Here is a 17,105-nt window from a genome sequence, read left to right as displayed (position 1 = left end):
GCCCTTGACTGTTGGTTCAAACATGGAGAGATCGGGATGGTATTTTCATCCAACGTGTTCCTGTTTCTGTTCTTGCCGATCTTTCTCGGCTTGTACTACTTGAGCGGGCAACGCTATCGCAACCTGCTGCTGCTGATCGCCAGCTACGTGTTCTACGCCTGGTGGCGGGTGGACTTCCTCGCGCTGTTCGCAGCGGTCACGCTGTGGAACTACTGGATCGGCCTCAAGGTGGGTGCCGCCGGTGTGCGGACCAAACCGGCCCAGCGCTGGCTGCTGCTCGGCGTGGCCGTCGACCTGTGCATCCTTGGCTACTTCAAGTACGCCAACTTCGGTGTCGACAGCATTAACGAAATCATGACTTCGTTCGGTCTCGAGCCGTTCATCCTCACTCACGTGCTGCTGCCGATCGGTATTTCGTTCTACATCTTCGAATCGATCAGCTACATCATCGACGTGTACCGTGGCGACACGCCGGCCACGCGCAACCTGATCGACTTCGCAGCGTTCGTGGCGATCTTCCCGCACCTGATTGCCGGCCCGGTTCTGCGTTTCCGCGACCTCGCCGACCAGTTCAACAATCGCACGCACACCCTCGACAAGTTCTCCGAGGGCTGCACGCGGTTCATGCAGGGTTTCATCAAGAAAGTCTTCATCGCCGACACCCTCGCCGTGGTCGCCGACCATTGCTTCGCCCTGCAGAACCCGACCACGGGCGACGCCTGGCTCGGTGCGCTGGCGTACACCGCGCAACTGTATTTCGACTTTTCCGGTTACAGCGACATGGCCATCGGCCTAGGCTTGATGATGGGTTTCCGCTTCATGGAAAACTTCAAGCAGCCGTACATCAGCCAGTCGATCACCGAGTTCTGGCGCCGCTGGCACATCAGCCTGTCGACCTGGCTGCGTGACTATCTGTACATCACCCTCGGCGGTAACCGCAAAGGCACGCTGATGACCTATCGCAACCTGTTCCTGACCATGCTCCTGGGTGGTCTGTGGCACGGCGCGAACATCACTTACATCATCTGGGGCGCCTGGCACGGCATGTGGCTGGCGATCGAAAAAATGCTCGGTCTGAACACTTCGCCGCGCAGCCTCAACCCGATCCGCTGGGCACTGACCTTCCTGCTGGTGGTGATGGGCTGGGTGATCTTCCGTGCCGAGAACCTGCACGTTGCCGGGCGCATGTACGGTGCAATGTTCAGCTTCGGCGACTGGTCGCTGTCGGAACTCAATCAGGCCAGCCTCACCGGTCTGCAAGTGGCAACCCTGGTGGTGGCTTACGTGACCCTGGCGTTCTTCGGCCTGCGTGATCTGTACACCAATCAGCCGCCAGCCAAGACCAAACCTGCAGTCAACGTCGAGGCCGATGGCCCTGCCACTGCGACCCCGGGAATGATCAAGGCAGCGCCTGGTGAAAATCCGGCGAGCATCCATGAACCTGGCTACACCGTCGGCGTCGAAGCCCAGGTGCAACCGGCCTACTGGACCGCGGACTGGTCGCGCTACGTGATGCGCGGGCTGATTCTGCTGTTGTTCATCGCCTCGATTCTCAAACTTTCGGCGCAAAGCTTCTCGCCGTTCCTTTACTTCCAGTTCTGAGGGATCTGACATGACCCGCTCATTACGCATCTTCTACATCACCCTGTTCCTGGTGACGCTGTTGGTCCTCGGTCTGTGGTCGGTTCGCAGCTTCTTCGGCTTCAGCACCAACGCCGACGCGACGGTGCTCAACGGCCGCTGGACCAAAGCGGTGGAAACCCACTACGACGATGAATTCCCGATCAAGCGCCTGGGCACCAACCTCTGGGCCGCGCTGGATTTCAAACTGTTCAACGAAGGTCGTCCGGGCGTCGTGCTCGGCCGCGACCAGTGGTTGTACAGCGATGAAGAATTCAACCCGATCGTCAACGAAGAGCAGAACCTGCAGGGCAACTACGCGCTGGTCGAAGGCGTGCGCCAGACCCTGAAAGAGAAAGGCGTGAAGCTGGTGATGGCGATCGTGCCGGCCAAGGTGCGTCTGTACCCGGAGCATCTGGGTGAAGTGAAGCCTTCGAGCATTCACCAGAATCTGTATCAGGATTTCCACGCCCGTGTCGCTGCCGACAAGATCCTCGCCCCCGACCTGCTCGGCCCGCTGCAACAGGCCAAGCAGAATGGTCAGCAAGTGTTCCTGCGCACCGACACCCACTGGACCCCGGAAGGCGCCGAAATCGCAGCCAATACGCTGGCCAAGACCATTGCCGAGAAATTCCCGCTGAGCGGCGAGCCACAGCGCTTCGTCACCACGCCAGCAGAGAAGGTCACGCACAAGGGCGATCTGCGTCTGTTCCTGCCGCTCGATCCGCTGTTCGAAAACATGATGCCGGCGCCTGAGCCTCTGCTCAAACGCAACACCGTGGCCGCCGAGCAGCCTGCCGGTGACGACGCCCTGTTCGCCAACAGCGAAGTACCGGTGGCACTGATCGGCACCAGCTACAGCGCCAACCCCAACTGGAACTTCGTCGGTGCGCTCAAACAAGCGCTGCACAGCGACGTCGTCAACTACGCCGAAGACGGCCACGGCCCGATTCTGCCAATGCTCAGCTACCTGAAAAGCGATGACTTCAAGAACAGCCCGCCACAAGTGCTGATCTGGGAGTTTCCTGAACGATATCTGCCTGTGAACAACGAAATCGGCGACGCCGACCCACAGTGGGTCGCAGAGCTCAAACAAGCCGGCGCCCGCCAACAAAACGTAGCCATCAACACTAAATCCGAGACGCCCGATCGGGCGCAAAACTGAAAGAGAGGTACACCATGACTTTCACTACTACTCCTCGTCGTCTCGCTAAAAGCTTCGCACTGGTTGCTGGCCTCAGCGTGCTTTCCGTCCCAGCCTTCGCCGGTGGCGATGCTGCACTGTACGGCCCGACCGCGCCGAAAGGCTCGACCTTCGTACGTGTCTACAACGCCAGCAACGCTGAAGTCAGCGCCACTGTCGGCAGCACCAGCCTGAGCGATATCGCGCCACTGGCCAGCAGCGACTTCAGCTTCATGCCGGGCGGCGACTACAGCGCCAAGATCGGCAGCCAGACCCTGCCGGTGAAACTCGCCGGGGACCACTACTACACCCTGGTCAACAACGCTTCCGGCGCGCCGCAACTGATCGAAGAACCACCGTTCAAGAACAAGCAGAAATCCCTGGTGCGCGTACAGAACCTCAGCGACAAATCGCTGACCCTGAAAACCGCCGACGGCAAGACCGATGTGGTGCCGAACGTGGCTGCCAAAGGTCGTGGCGAACGTGAAATCAACCCGGTGAAAGTCAGCCTGGCGCTGTACGAAGGCGACAAGAAAGTCGGCGACATGAAACCGGTCGCGCTGGAGCGTGGTGAGGCAGCGGTGCTGTACGTCACTGGCAACGGCAGCAACCTGTCGCCAGTCTGGGTGAAACGTCCGGTGTCGACTCGCTAACCCTTTTCCCGCAGAGACGCTGATCCCTGTAGGAGCTGTCGAGTGAAACGAGGCTGCGATCTTTTGATTTTGAAGATCAAGATCAACAGATCGCAGCCTTCGGCAGCTCCTACAAGGGATGCGGCGTCTTCGGACACGAGACAAAAACAAGAGTGAAACGACACAACGTTCGTTGCTCTAACCAAATTGATTTTATGGAGTAAACAATATGATTCCGGTGATCTTGTCAGGTGGTAGCGGTTCGCGTCTGTGGCCTCTTTCGCGCAAGCAATTCCCCAAGCAATTCCTCGCCCTGACCGGCGAACACACCCTGTTCCAGCAAACCCTCGAACGCCTGGTGTTCGAAGGCATGGACACGCCGATCGTGGTCTGCAACAAGGAACACCGTTTCATCGTCAACGAGCAACTGGCTGCACGCAATCTGGAATGCCAGCGCATTCTGATGGAACCGTTCGGCCGCAACACTTCGCCCGCCGTGGCCCTGACCGCGATGATGCTGGTCAATGAAGGCCGTGACGAACTGATGCTGGTCCTGCCGGCCGACCACGTGCTGGAAGACCAGAAAGCCCTGCAACGCGCCCTCGCTCTGGCCACCGTCGCGGCGGAAAACGGCGAAATGGTCCTGTTCGGTGTGCCGGCGACCAAGCCGGAAACCGGCTACGGCTACATCAAATCCACCGCTGATTCGCTGCTGCCCGAAGGCGTCAGCCGCGTCTCGCACTTCGTCGAAAAACCGGACGTCAAGCGTGCCACCGAGTACGTCGAATCCGGCGGTTACTACTGGAACAGCGGCATGTTCCTGTTCCGCGCCAGCCGCTTCCTCGAAGAACTGAAAAAACATGATCCGGATATCTACGACACTTGCCTGCTGACCCTTGAGCGCAGCCAGCAGGACGCCGACACCGTGACCCTGGACGAAGCCACCTTCGCCTGCTGCCCGGACAACTCCATCGACTACTCGGTGATGGAAAAAACCCAGCGCGCCTGCGTGGTGCCACTGTCCGCCGGCTGGAGCGATGTCGGTTGCTGGTCGTCGCTGTGGGAAGTCAACGAGAAAGACGCCAACGGCAACGTCAGCAAGGGCGACGTGGTGATTCAGGACAGCAAGAACTGCATGATCCACGGCAACGGCAAACTGGTCTCGGTAATCGGCCTGGAAAACATCGTCGTGGTCGAAACCAAGGACGCGATGATGATTGCTCACAAGGACAAGGTCCAGGGCGTCAAGCAGATGGTCAACACCCTCAATGCCCAGGGCCGCAGCGAAACCCAGAACCACTGCGAAGTCTATCGTCCGTGGGGCTCGTACGACTCGGTGGACATGGGCGGGCGTTTCCAGGTCAAGCACATCTCGGTCAAGCCGGGCGCGTGCCTGTCGCTGCAGATGCACCACCACCGCGCCGAACACTGGATCGTGGTCAGCGGCACTGCCGAAGTGACCTGCGACGAGAACGTGTTCCTGCTCACCGAAAACCAGTCGACCTACATCCCGATCGCCTCGGTGCATCGCCTGCGCAACCCGGGCAAGATCCCGCTGGAAATCATCGAAGTCCAGTCGGGTTCGTACTTGGGTGAAGACGATATCGAGCGTTTCGAAGATATCTACGGCCGCTCCACCCCGATCGAACGCGGCGTGTCGGTGAAAACCATCGCGCAGTAATCCCCCGCTGACACAAGAAGCCCTCGTCCAGCCCGTTGCGTCCCCTATCCGCAGCGGGCTGGGCGGGGGCTTTTTTTTCATCTAGCCGAGGGCGGAGTTTCGACGAGGTCTGTTCATCCATTTATCTTCAGCTGTGGTGCCATCAACCGCATGAACAGCCTCCAACGGCGGAGCAAAAGCGGCAGCCATCAGTTTTTGCGCCCATGAGCTTGGTGCTGTGCGCTGCTCCGGGAACTGGGCTTGATTCCCCGCAGGAACAGGTAGGTTAAAAGACTGAAAATCTACAGTTGGCGTAGTTAAAGAAACTGCCAACGGCACATTGACGGGTGTGCTTAACATTTTGTGTTGAACACGCGTCTGTGCCTCTGAAATATTCATCACCTTGCCCATGGCAACACTCGCCGCCCCAAGCAGCTGTACGGCAGGATTGGAGGCGTGCATCAACAACTCCCCACCGACCTTGAACCCCTTGGCTACAGCCCCCCGTCTGGCAGCCAATACGTCGGGATTTTCCACAGGGCTGTTAAAAGCAACCGATAAGGGTCCCATCACTCGACTGGTAACCTCCTCTCCCACTACCTGACTCATTGCTGACGAAACCAGCTCGCCGGAGTGATAAAGCACCGCACCGGAGGGAGATGCCGTATTCGTTCGGGCAGCAGCAATAACGTGCGCCTGATGGGTGTTGAACAGCGAGTTATCCTTGGCACCAAGTTCAGCCAGGGCTATCGGTATTTCGTTGCGATAGGCCTGAACATCGGGGTTCGGATCATGCTCAAAGAAACGTCGAACAGGCTGCATGCCCGAAGCCTGTACCGGATTCACCAGTCCTTGATCCGCCAGATCGTGATAGCGCCGATCCCTTGATACGCGTTGCGCCTTATCCGGGTCACGGCCGTCACTGTCTCGATAGACCACTGGGCTGTTGCGCATCGCCCGGTAGCGGTTATGGCCGTCAACGGCCCCCGCCGGATCTGGATTCGGCCACCGTTGCAACCACGGTATGTAATAGCGATACCCATAATAGTAAAGCCCGGTTGCGTCGAGCTCTTTGCCCGAATAGCGCACGGTCTTGTAGCTGACCTCGGGCTCATCGGCCCACGCCGTCGCACCGAACGGATAGAAATGCTCGCGGCTGATCAGCTGCGCATCAGCGTCCAGCTCAAGACTGAGCGACCCCAAATGATCGCTGAAACTGTATCGGCAGACATCGTTGACGCCCGTCGGTGGCGGGCTTTCCCAGTGCAGAACGCGGACGCTGTTGAGTCCGGTCTGCACGGTGATCACCTGCAGGCTCTGCCGAGTGCCGGTGTCCATGCGCAACTCCAGCGCCGGCAGGTAACGGACGTCTGCGAGCAGGTTGCGTGCGCTGGTCAGGGATAACCTCGTTTTGCGTACACGCCGATCGGCGCCGTCGTAGAGATAGCTTTCGCAATCATCAGCGCGTGAATGTCGTTGCACGGCCACCACCGAATCCAGCTGATTACGCAGATTCCACCGCAACTGGCGTCCCTGATCCAGCAACAGCAAATTGCCTCGCGCATCGAATGCTGCGCCGATCTCTGCCTCATCAGGCGGCTCACCATTACGCCAAGGCAGGCAACGATTGCTGTAGCGCGCCGCCTGCAGTTGGTGCCCGGGACTTTGGGCGCCAACGTGAACCAACTCGAGCAGATTGCCGCCAGCATCATAGCGAAAGTCCTGAGTGTAATTGGCCACCGCTGTCGGTCCACCACCGGCAGCGCCGGCCTCCCAGCCAGTGGCATGGATCAATTGGTAGAGACTGTCGTATCGGTAACGACTGACCGGCTCGATGCGCTGATTGGCGAACCAGCGCACAGACAATGCCTGGTCTTCAATGCTCAGTACATTGCCCATCGGGTCATAGGCATACAGCAGGTGTTGCAATACGCTGCCCGACCGATCCTGAGCATGGCGCGTAATCAGACGGCCGTCTTCGGGACGGTAGCTCAGTGCGGTCAACACACCATTGCCCGCCAGTTCCCGGGTGACCTGACCTTCGGCGTTGTAGCGAATATCGCTGACAACAGGATGGTCTTGAGTCTGAAGCCTGAGCCGTAGATCAACCCCGCGTAACCGACCGTCGAGCGTCAGTGCGAACGTCTGCCGGTGGCCACCGGCGTCGAGCTGTGCGAGCACAGGTCCCAGCGGGGCATAGCGCCATTGCGTGGTTGCCCCCGGTTCGGGTTCGAGCAGTTTCTGCCGATCGACCAAGGCTTGCGGCCAATCCGGGGCAACCGGTTCAAGCGTGAAGTGACGGATGTTTTCGTTGCACTGGCCGGTGATTGCGAATTGCTCGAACAGCACGCTGCCGGCCGGATCGTCGTGTCGAATCAATTGACCGAGCTGATTGCGCAGCGCGTCGCCCGCGCCGGGGCGACCATAGGTAAAACGCTCGGCACACCGTCGAGGCACGCCAGTGCCCTGTTCGAACATCGCGAGCGGGCGCAGCGAGTCGTCGTATTCAATATCGCGGCATGTGCCGCGGTTGTCCCAGCTGTACAGCAGCTCCCCAGCCAAACCCTGCAACCGGACCTGGATTCCCGCATCGGTACTGTCCGAGCACAGCGGGATATCGTTCAAGGCATGGACAGCGGTGAGACTGGCAGGCGCCTGCGGATCAATCGCTTGCAGCGCCCAGAGTCGGGCATCCCATTGTTTGAGCGCACGCCCGCCAGCGTCACGCCACGTCCGCTCGATCCTGGGCTCGCTTGCCACGGAGGCGTCGTTGCGCCAGTAATTGACCGTGAGGATGGCCAAGCCGCGCGGATCGTTCACGGCAAGCATCGGCGTTCTGCTGTGGATACCCATGGTTCTTTCGCCTTCCCTGCGTGCCCTTTGTCCATCAGAGCAAAGGCGCGTCGGGACGCCAACTGTCAATAATTACAGTCCCGACCAACGGTGCGTTGTTGACTGTCACGAATATCCATTGTGCGAAGCCTTCGGTAGGATGGGGTGCATTCATCCACGGAGCGTTCACGCATGTTCATCGGCATCTTGCTGGTCATCACCTGGCTCGTCCTGCTGCTGCGCTATCCGGCCAAGGCCTTGCCGGTATCGGTGGCCGCCGTTATCGGCCTGGGCTGCGTGGCGATGTGGGTGCTGTGGCTGGACAACCGCGAGATCAAGCAACTGGCGCGCCTGGAACTGCGCATTGCCTACGCTCCCGAACAATGCCCGGCCGATCGTCCGCTGCAATTGAAAATGAACAACGGCAACGATGTACCGCTGACCGAACTGCGTTGGCGCATCGCTGCGTATGCGCCGGGCGATACGGTCAACCTGGCCGACAATCAATACACCGCGCCACGCTATCGCGGCCCCGGCGAACTGCAGGCCGGCGCGACCTGGGAAGACTGCCTGCCGCTGCCGCCGCTACGCCCCGGCTATCGCCCGCAAACCCTGGAGTTCCGTGCCGAGCATTTACAGGGTAGTTTCTCCGACTGATCCCCTCCGTTGATTTTTTGCACAAGGAATGCGCCATGCCCGTTGCGTTGATTACCGGTTGTTCCAGCGGCATTGGCCGCGCCCTCGCCGACGCGTTCAAAGCGGCCGGCTACGAAGTCTGGGCCAGTGCGCGCAAAACCGAAGACGTCGCTGCGCTCAGCGCCGCCGGTTTCAATGCCATCCAGTTGGACGTCAACGACAGCGTCGCGCTGGAGCAACTCTCCGAGCGTCTCCACCAGCAACATGGCGGCCTCGATGTGTTGATCAACAACGCCGGTTACGGCGCCATGGGGCCGTTGCTCGACGGCGGCGTGCCGGCCATGCAGCGCCAGTTTGAAACCAATGTGTTCTCGATTGTCGGCGTGACTCGTGCGCTGTTTCCGCTGCTGCGTCAGACCCAGGGCCTGGTGGTGAATATCGGCAGCGTTTCCGGTGTGCTGGTCACGCCATTCGCCGGCGCCTACTGCGCTTCAAAAGCGGCGGTGCATGCGTTGAGCGATGCCTTGCGCATGGAACTGGCGCCGTTCGGCATTCGCGTGATGGAAGTCCAGCCCGGGGCGATTCAATCGAGTTTTGCCAAAAACGCCGGGCACGAGGCCGAACAATTGATCAACGAGCAGTCGCCGTGGTTTCCGCTGCGTGAGGGCATTCGCGCGCGGGCCAAGGCGTCGCAGGACAAGCCGACACCAGCCAATGAGTTTGCCGCCGGGGTGCTCAAGGCTGTGCAGCAGAGCAAACCGCCACGCTTGATCCGCATCGGCAATGGCAGCCGCGCATTGCCGTTGTTGGCGACGTTGCTGCCCAAGGGTTTGCTGGAATCGACGTTGATGAAGCGCTTCGGTTTGCGCGCAAAACTCTAGGACCGAGTCGTGCCCTTCGCGAGCAAGCTCGCTCCCACACATGTTCTGCGTCACACCGAAGCCCTCTGTGGGAGCGAGCCTGCTCGCGAAGAAGGCGACTCGACTTTCAGAGGTTCGCAGCAGTCTGCTTCACCACCACCGTGCAAGTAATCCCCGCCGCCAGCAACACGCCCTCCGGCACCTCATCAATGTGAATGCGCACCGGCACGCGCTGCGCCAGGCGCACCCAGTTGAACGTCGGGTTCACATCAGCAATCAGCTCGCGACTTTCCGGGTTGTCGCGGTCGTAGATGCCGCGGGAAATGCTCTCGACATGGCCCTTGAGCACTTCGCCGCTCATCAATTGCATATCGGCTTTGTCACCGACTTTCACATGCGGCAGTTTGGTTTCTTCGAAGAAGCCGTAAACCCAGAACGAATTCATGTCGACCACAGCCATCTTCGCCTCGCCGATGCGTGCATAGTCGCCACGATGCACATTGAGGTTGGTCACGTAGCCGTCCACCGCCGCGCGCACTTCGGTACGTTTGAGGTTGAGTTCGGCGGCCTCCAGCTGCGCCTGGGCGTGTTGGTAATCGGCGAGTGCGGCGTCGGCGATGTTGCTGGCGTCATCGCGGTTCTCTTTGGAGATCACCAGATTGTCGAGGTCGGCGCGGCGGTGGGCGTTGACCTTGCGCATCTCCCAGGTCGACTTGCGCGAAGCCACCAGCGACTGCGCTTGCCTGACCGCGATGCGGTAGTGCTCAGGGTCGATGCGCATCAGCAGATCGCCCTTCTTCACCAGTTGATTGTCATGCACCGGCACCTCGACCACTTCGCCAGTGACGTCGGCGGCGACGTTGATGATGTCGGCGCGCACGCGGCCATCGCGAGTCCACGGCGTGTTCATGTAGTGCTCCCACAACGTGCGGCCGATCCAAAGCGCCAGGGCCAGCACGAGCAGGGTCGCGAGCAGGCTGAAAAACTTTTTCATCAAGATGTTCTCAACGGTAGACAGTCAGCGCCATGGCGCCGAACAGACAGGTAAACAGGCTCAGACGCAGCAGCGCCGGGTGCCAGAAAAAACGGTACAGGTCGAACCCCGAGAGGAAGCGGTCCAGCGCCCAGGCCAACCCGGCAGCAACGAAAAACATCAGGGTCATGGTCGGCATGTACACGCCGTGGAACGCAATTTCACGAGGCATGGGCAAGTCCTTCAGGCCTGGCGGGAGCGAATTCGGCAAGGGGTGATTGCGGGTCGAGCAACGAGGTGCGGATGAAGTGCAGATAGCTCTTCACCCGCCGCAACGCGGAGGTATCGAAGTGCGGCGCGAACGGCTCATCGGTGGCGGCGACGCGGCTGATCGCGTGATCGACCGCCACCAGCGCGCGCTCGAGGTTGCTCGCGTTCGGCTGCAGAAACAGGCGCACCAGCGCGCGCCCCATCACGCGGATTGCCTGGCGCCACGGCTGCGATTCGGCATAGGCCGGGTGCACCGGCAGGATCGCCTGCTCCTTGCGCAACTCGATGATCGCGTGACCGACTTCGAGCACCACGAACATCCAGCGCAGCAGACTCTTTTGTACCTTCGGCTGCCCCGTCGCGAGGCCGTACGCCTGATGCAGCAGATCACGGGTGCGGCTCTCGAAACTCGAGGCCAGGCCCTTGAGTTTGCCGCTGATCGCATAGACCACTTGCCCACGCAGATCCTGCTCCAGGCGCTGCCATAACCAGCGGCTGTTCGGCGGCAGAATAATCGCCCCCGCCGCCGCACACACGAGCATGCCCATGACCATGGCGATGTAGTCGTTGATGAAGGTGTAGGGGTTGTAGATCGTCAGGTTGTCCGGCACCGAACCGGTGCTGAAAAAAATCAGCAGGCCCAGCCCGACACCGGCGTACTGCGGCCGCGAGGCGAGGAACGAACCGAGCACGATCACCGGTGCGAGCATTACGCAGAGCAAGGGGAAGCCGTCGATCCACGGGAAGATGAAAAACATCTCGACGAAGCCGACCAGCGCACCGAGAAAAGTCCCGCAGGCCATCTGAAACGCCATGCGTTTCGGGTTCGGTGTAGCCGCAGACAAACCGACAGTGGCGGCGGCGATCAGGGTCATGGTCGCGCCGCTCGGCCACGCGGTCGCGACCCAGTAACTGCCCAAGACGATCAAGATGAATGAAGCACGAATGCCTGACGCAGCCGCCGCCCACCAGTTGGTTTGCGGGGTGAACGGTTCGTCCCAGCGTTCGCGTTCGTGACGGTGATCGGCGAGGGACGCGTGGGTCTGGGCATAACTGTGCAAGTCGTCAACGAAGCGGTAGAGCAATTCGTAGGCGGTGTGAAAATCCAGTTGTTCAGCTTCGCTCGGACCTGTGCCCTGAAAGATCCCGCGCAGGGTGCGCACCCGCGTCGGCAAGCCGTCCTTGTAGATCGAAAGCGCGGTGGCCAAACGTGCCGCGTCAGGGCTGGTCAGGGCGCGACCGCTGAAGCCGTCTAGCACTTCGGCGAGATCCTGCAGACCCGGTTTGATTGCCGCCACGACATGTTCTTCGCCATTGCCGCGCAGGCGTTCAAGCAACTGATGCAAGGCGTTGAAGCGCGTGGTGATGCCCATGAACTCGCTGTTCAAACGACTGAGGCGACCGTTGCGCCGGCGCATGTGCGGGTCTTCGAACACGGTCACGCTGCGCAGTCCTTCCAGGCCGACGGCTTCGGCAATGAAGCGCACGTTGCTGGCTTCGAAGGCCTCGGCTTTGCCGCGCCCGCGCAAGCCGTCGGTGACGAACAGGGCGAACACACCGAAGCGCTGATACAAGGCGTTGCGCATCGCTGCGCTGGCGGTCTGCGGCAGAATCGCGGCGCTGATCAGCGTCGCGCAGAGAATCCCCAGCGAGATCTCCAGCACCCGCCACACCGCGGCCATGAATGCGCCGTCGGGATGCGCCAGCGCCGGCAATCCGACCATCGCCGCGGTGTAACCGGCAAGGACAAAACCATACGCGCGAAAGTTGCGGCAACGGGCGGCACCGGCCGAGCAGATGCCGACCCAGATCGCCAGCGAGCCGAGAAACAGCTCGGTGTTCTGCGCAAACAAAGCGATCAGCGTGACCATCATCGCCGATCCGGCCAGCGTGCCGAGGAAGCGATAGAAACTCTTGGCGAACACCTGGCCGCTCTGCGGCTGCATGACGATGAACACGGTGATCATCGCCGTGCGCGGCTGCGGCAATTCCAGACGCATCGCCAGCCACAGGGTGAGAAACGCGGCGAGCAACACCTTGAAGATATACACCCAGGTCACGCCATCGCTGCGTGCCCAGTCAAAGAAACCGCGACGCCATTCCAGAGAGTGCAGCCAGCGCAGGGGTGCGGGCAAGGAGGTCATTGAAAATACTCAGGCATGCAATGCGGACTCGAAACCTGTGGGAGCGAGCCTGCTCGCGAAAGCGGCGTGTCACGCAACATGTTCATTGACTGATACGCCCTCTTCGCGAGCAGGCTCGCTCCCACAATGGATGCTGTGTTCAACGCAGCAGCGCCGGGGTTTTCGGGGCTTGGGTCTGCTCGGCTGTCGGCACGTCATCACCGGCACCGAGGCCGCCCCCCAAGGCAGTCACCAGCTCGGCATGCGTACTCAACCGCGCCGCCTGGACCTGCTGCTGCACTTGCTGCTGTTTGAACAGCAAGGTCTGCGCATTCAGCACATTGAGGTAATCGGTGAGCCCGCGTTGGTAGGCGATCATCGCGATGTCGTAGGTCTTCTGTGCTGCGGCCACGGACTCGGCGGCGAAGTCCTGCTGCTTGTCCATCGACTCGCGGCGGATCAACTGATCGGAAATGTTCTTCAGCGCGTTGATCAGCGTCTGGTTGTAATGCGCCACGGCGATGTCATAACCGGCCGCCGCTTCGCCCAATTCGCCGCGCAATCGGCCACCGTCGAAGATCGGCAACGAGATCGCCGGGCCGACGTTGTAGTTGAGTTTCTTGCCGCTCAAAAACTCCAGCGCCCCACCGCCGGTGGCCATGTAGCCGAGGCTGCCGACCAGATCGACGTTGGGGTAAAACCCGCCGTGGGCGACATCGATGCCGCGTGCCTGCGCAGCCACTTGCCAACGACTGGCGACCACGTCCGGGCGCTGGCCGAGCAGTTCGGCGGGCAATGCCGAGGGCAACTTCAATGGCGCCGCGAGGGACAGCGTCGGCCGTTGCAGTTGCGCAGCAGCGCCCGGGCCCTTGCCGGCCAACGCAGCAATCTGGTTGCGGCTCAGAGCGATTTCCTCGTCCAGCGCATCGAGTTGGCGATGGGTTTCCGGCAACGGCGTTTCGGCCTGGCTGACTTCGAAGTGCGTACCAATGCCACCGCTGAGACGTTTCTGCGCCAGATCGAGAATCTGCTGTTGTTGCTCGAGCGTTGCAGCAACGATGTCGCGTTGGGCGTAATGCAGCGACAACTCGATGTAGGCACGGACGATGTTGTTCTGCAGTTCCAGCTGCGCCAGTCGCGCCTCCGCCACGCTCACATGCGCCAGATCCACCGCCCGCTCGCTGGCATTGCGCTCGCGGCCCCAGAGGTCGAGGGCGTAGCTGAAGCCAAGCGCGGCGTTGTTGTCCCACGTGGTGGTGTTGGCCAATTCGCCGGGGCCGTAAAACTGATCGGTCGGCCAGTTGTGGCGCTTGAGGCTCGACTCGCCATTGATCTGCAACGCCTCAGCCGCTTCGGCAACACCGGCCATGGCCTTGGCCTGACGCACCCGCGCGGCGGCCATGGCCATGCTCGGGCTGCCCTGCACGGCGAGGTCGATCCAGCGATTGAGTTGCGCATCACCAAACGCCTGCCACCATTGGGCGGTGGGCCAGTGGGCGTCTTTGGCGGCCTCGGCAATGGCCGCGTCAGTGGCCAGTGAATCGGCCTCCAGCGCCTCGCCGTGTGGGGCAATGCCTTGGGTAGAGATGCAGCCGCCGAGAGCCAGGGTTAAAGCCAGAACACTGAGCGGCAAAAGCGCTCTGTTGATGTGACGCGGCACAGCTGCGAATTCCTGAGAAGAGGATAAGGCGGGTCGGGGTCCCTGTAGGAGCTGCCGAAGGCTGCGATCTTTTGATCTTGCTTCCCTTAAAACAAAATCAACAGATCGCAGCCTTCGGCAGCTCCTACCCAGGGACCGGCGCAATTCTATGGAGGTGCCTCTGCGGCGATAAGCTGGGATTTCTGTGAATCTTTGTTACGGTTAACGAGATAATCCCTTGGTCGGGGGTCTCAGCCTCCGAAACTTCGTGTCACAATTTGCCATCTCCCTTGAGAGCACCCCATGGACACTTTGCAAAACATGCGCGCCTTCAGTTGTGTTGCCGAAGCGGGCAGCTTCACCGCCGCCGCCGTGCAACTGGACACCACCACCGCCAACGTCTCGCGCGCGGTCTCCAACCTGGAAGCCCACCTGCAAACCCGCCTGCTCAACCGTACGACCCGGCGCATCGCCCTGACCGAGGCCGGCAAACGCTACCTGCTGCGCTGCGAGCAGATCCTCGCCTACGTTGAGGAAGCCGAAGCGGAAGCCAGCGACGCCCACGCGCGCCCGGCCGGCCAGCTGAAAGTGCACACCATGACCGGCATCGGCCAGCACTTCGTCATCGACGCCATCGCCCGCTACCGCAAGACCCACCCCGACGTAACCTTCGACCTGACCCTGGCCAACCGCGTGCCGGACCTGCTCGACGAGGGCTACGACGTCTCGATCGTGCTCGCCAGCGAACTGCCCGATTCCGGCTTCGTCTCGCAGCGCCTGGGCATCACCTACAGCATCGTCTGCGCCTCGCCGGCCTACGTGAAAGCCAACGGCGCCGCACAGAAACCCAGCGACCTGCTCAACCACGCCTGCCTGCGCCTGGTCAGCCCGGTGATCCCGCTGGAGAAATGGGCCTTCGACGGCCCGGACGGCCAGGAAACGGTCACCATCAACAGCTCGCCATTTCTGGTGAACTCCGCCGACGCCATGAAAACCGCCATCACCAGCGGCATGGGCGTCGGCGTGCTGCCGGTCTACGCCGCCATCGAAGGTTTGCGTAACGGCACACTGGTGCGGGTCATGCCGAACTACCGCTCGCAAGAACTGAACCTGTATGCGATCTACCCGTCGCGGCAGTACCTGGATGCGAAGATCAAGACCTGGGTGGAATATTTGCGCGGATCGTTGCCGGAGATATTGGCGGCGCATCAGGCGGAACTGGTCGCGTATGAATTGAGCGGGAGTCTGGCTGGCGCGCGCGTCGCCACCTGACTTTAAACACCGCTGACTTCGTGTAGGAGCTGACGAGTGCAACGAGGCTGCGATCTTTTGATCTTGCTGTTTAAAAATCAAAAAATCGCAGCCTACGACAGCTCCTACATGGACGCGTTTACAAGGAAGTTTCCGACAGGTTTTGCAGGTTGTCCGTCGGAAGTGCGCTGGCTAGGATTTGGTGGTTGCTGACGAATCAGCGACCGGGTCTGGAAAACCCGCAGGATCACAGCACATGACATAATGCCGCGCTCTTTCAGCGCCGATATTCAGTTATGGCGGCTGTACGTGGGAGACCTTCGGGTCTGCCGGGTTTGATCCTTTGCCGGTTTTTCCAGTCCGCGTACAGCTGCCACCCCTTTCGCCTGGAAAACGAAATATGGCAGCTCCATTAATCCAAAAGGATCTTTGCCATGTTCAAACCCACACCCAATCCCCCCGAATCCGAAAGCACCTCACCCTACCAATCCCCCGACTCGAAAAAACTCCACGACGCCGCCGAGCGTGCGCTGGATCACTACCTCAAACCCTCCGCCAGCACGCAGCAAAGCCACAGACCCAGCACCATGTTCCAGGTCGCCCCCGACCAGGACAACGAAAGCCTGCTGGCCCACGCCTGCGAATCCCTGGCCTCGGCCAGCATCATGAGCAGCGACATCGCTGCCTACGTCGACAGCCCACAGCGGCACACGATATTGGCCATCCAGCAGGTAATCATGCTGGCGGAACTGGCGGTGAATCGGGTGCTGGATAATTACGAAATCCACCAATCCCCGACACACAGCTGACCCCGTGGGAGCGAGCCTGCTCGCGAAGGCTTGGGCGCATTCAACATTCCAGGTGTCAGATCAACCGCTTTCGCGAGCAAGCTCGCTCCCACAATTCTGGATCATGTACATCAGCAAGATATGAGTCGGCTGCCAGGCCGCCTTCGCTGGCAAGCCAGCTCTCACAGGGACAGGGTGAATCTGGCAGAGATGGGTTGGCTATGAGGACGTCATCGCGAGCAGGCTCACTCCTACAGTTTGAATCGAGTACATCAGCGAGAAACAGGTCGGCTGTCAGGCCGCCTTTTCGAGCAGGCTCGCTCCCACAAAACAGCAAAAGCAAAAGCAAAAGATCGCAGCCTTCGGCAGCTCCTACAGTTGGATTGGGTACAACCGCAAGAAACAGGTCGGCTGTCAGGCCGCCTTCGCGAGCAGGCTCACTCCCACAAAACAGCAAAAGCAAAAGCAAAAGATCGCAGCCTTCGGCTGTTCCTGCAGTTGGATTGGGTACAACCGCAAGAAACAGGTCGGCTGCCAGGCCGCCTTCGCGAGCAGGCTCACTCCTACAAAAGCAAAACCAAAGCAGCGCAGCTGCCCGCGGCAAAGCCGCCCCACTCAACAATGAGCGTTAGCTCCAG

General features: G+C 60.6%; 13 protein-coding genes. 8 read left to right on the top strand and 5 right to left on the bottom strand.

Features of this window, described 5'->3' with window-relative positions; all coding sequences use genetic code 11:
• Positions 1–36 precede the first annotated feature (36 nt).
• The 4 genes from J2Y90_RS10625 to J2Y90_RS10610 all read left to right on the top strand — a co-directional run bounded on the left by J2Y90_RS10625 (position 37) and on the right by J2Y90_RS10610 (position 5,116).
• Positions 37–1,602 (top strand): MBOAT family O-acyltransferase, encoded by a 1,566-nt coding sequence (locus J2Y90_RS10625; RefSeq protein WP_253499214.1) that lies wholly within the window; start codon positions 37–39, stop codon positions 1,600–1,602.
• 10 nt (positions 1,603–1,612) lie between these two features.
• Positions 1,613–2,785 (top strand): alginate O-acetyltransferase, encoded by a 1,173-nt coding sequence (locus tag J2Y90_RS10620; RefSeq protein ID WP_253499212.1) that lies wholly within the window; start codon positions 1,613–1,615, stop codon positions 2,783–2,785.
• A 14-nt stretch (positions 2,786–2,799) separates the two neighbouring features.
• Positions 2,800–3,456, top strand: a complete 657-nt coding sequence (locus tag J2Y90_RS10615) for an alginate O-acetyltransferase AlgF (RefSeq protein ID WP_253499209.1) — start codon at positions 2,800–2,802, stop codon at positions 3,454–3,456.
• A gap of 208 nt (positions 3,457–3,664) precedes the next feature.
• Positions 3,665–5,116, top strand: a complete 1,452-nt coding sequence (locus J2Y90_RS10610; RefSeq protein ID WP_186568165.1) for a mannose-1-phosphate guanylyltransferase/mannose-6-phosphate isomerase — start codon at positions 3,665–3,667, stop codon at positions 5,114–5,116.
• Positions 5,117–5,197: 81 nt separating this feature from the next.
• Here the strand turns inward: J2Y90_RS10610 and J2Y90_RS10605 are convergent, their stop codons facing one another.
• Complete coding sequence (locus J2Y90_RS10605) at positions 5,198–7,948, bottom strand: RHS repeat domain-containing protein (RefSeq protein WP_253499206.1); 2,751 nt, start codon at positions 7,946–7,948, stop codon at positions 5,198–5,200.
• Positions 7,949–8,119: 171 nt separating this feature from the next.
• On the opposite strand from J2Y90_RS10605, the gene J2Y90_RS10600 reads away from it, so the two are divergent.
• Both J2Y90_RS10600 and J2Y90_RS10595 read left to right on the top strand, forming a co-directional pair.
• Complete coding sequence (locus J2Y90_RS10600; RefSeq protein ID WP_253499204.1) at positions 8,120–8,584, top strand: multidrug transporter; 465 nt, start codon at positions 8,120–8,122, stop codon at positions 8,582–8,584.
• 35 nt (positions 8,585–8,619) lie between these two features.
• Entirely contained in the window at positions 8,620–9,444 is an 825-nt protein-coding gene (locus J2Y90_RS10595; protein WP_253499201.1) for an SDR family oxidoreductase, read from the top strand.
• A 106-nt stretch (positions 9,445–9,550) separates the two neighbouring features.
• Here J2Y90_RS10595 and J2Y90_RS10590 read toward each other — a convergent pair whose 3' ends face one another.
• The 4 genes from J2Y90_RS10590 to J2Y90_RS10575 all read right to left on the bottom strand — a co-directional run bounded on the left by J2Y90_RS10590 (position 9,551) and on the right by J2Y90_RS10575 (position 14,449).
• A complete protein-coding gene (locus J2Y90_RS10590) occupies positions 9,551–10,417 on the bottom strand; it encodes an efflux RND transporter periplasmic adaptor subunit (protein WP_253499198.1) in 867 nt (288 codons plus the stop codon).
• Between the two features lie 10 nt (positions 10,418–10,427).
• Positions 10,428–10,628 (bottom strand): DUF1656 domain-containing protein, encoded by a 201-nt coding sequence (locus J2Y90_RS10585; protein ID WP_041479478.1) that lies wholly within the window; start codon positions 10,626–10,628, stop codon positions 10,428–10,430.
• Complete coding sequence (locus J2Y90_RS10580) at positions 10,618–12,810, bottom strand: FUSC family protein (RefSeq protein WP_253499195.1); 2,193 nt, start codon at positions 12,808–12,810, stop codon at positions 10,618–10,620. The genes J2Y90_RS10585 and J2Y90_RS10580 overlap by 11 nt, the downstream gene beginning before the upstream one ends.
• A 139-nt stretch (positions 12,811–12,949) precedes the next feature.
• Positions 12,950–14,449 carry an efflux transporter outer membrane subunit gene (locus J2Y90_RS10575; RefSeq protein WP_253499192.1) on the bottom strand — a complete coding sequence of 500 codons (1,500 nt, stop codon included), beginning with the start codon at positions 14,447–14,449 and terminating at the stop codon, positions 12,950–12,952.
• A gap of 282 nt (positions 14,450–14,731) precedes the next feature.
• Between J2Y90_RS10575 and J2Y90_RS10570 the strand changes: the two genes are divergently transcribed.
• Together J2Y90_RS10570 and J2Y90_RS10565 are read left to right on the top strand one after the other, a co-directional pair.
• Positions 14,732–15,700, top strand: a complete 969-nt coding sequence (locus J2Y90_RS10570) for a LysR family transcriptional regulator (protein WP_024011667.1) — start codon at positions 14,732–14,734, stop codon at positions 15,698–15,700.
• Between the two features lie 413 nt (positions 15,701–16,113).
• Entirely contained in the window at positions 16,114–16,488 is a 375-nt protein-coding gene (locus J2Y90_RS10565) for a DUF6124 family protein (RefSeq protein WP_253499189.1), read from the top strand.
• Positions 16,489–17,105 lie beyond the last annotated feature (617 nt).

Source organism: Pseudomonas koreensis, from assembly GCF_024169245.1.
GTDB classification, from domain to species: domain Bacteria; phylum Pseudomonadota; class Gammaproteobacteria; order Pseudomonadales; family Pseudomonadaceae; genus Aquipseudomonas; species Aquipseudomonas koreensis_F.
This window is presented reverse-complemented; position numbering and strand designations above follow the sequence as displayed.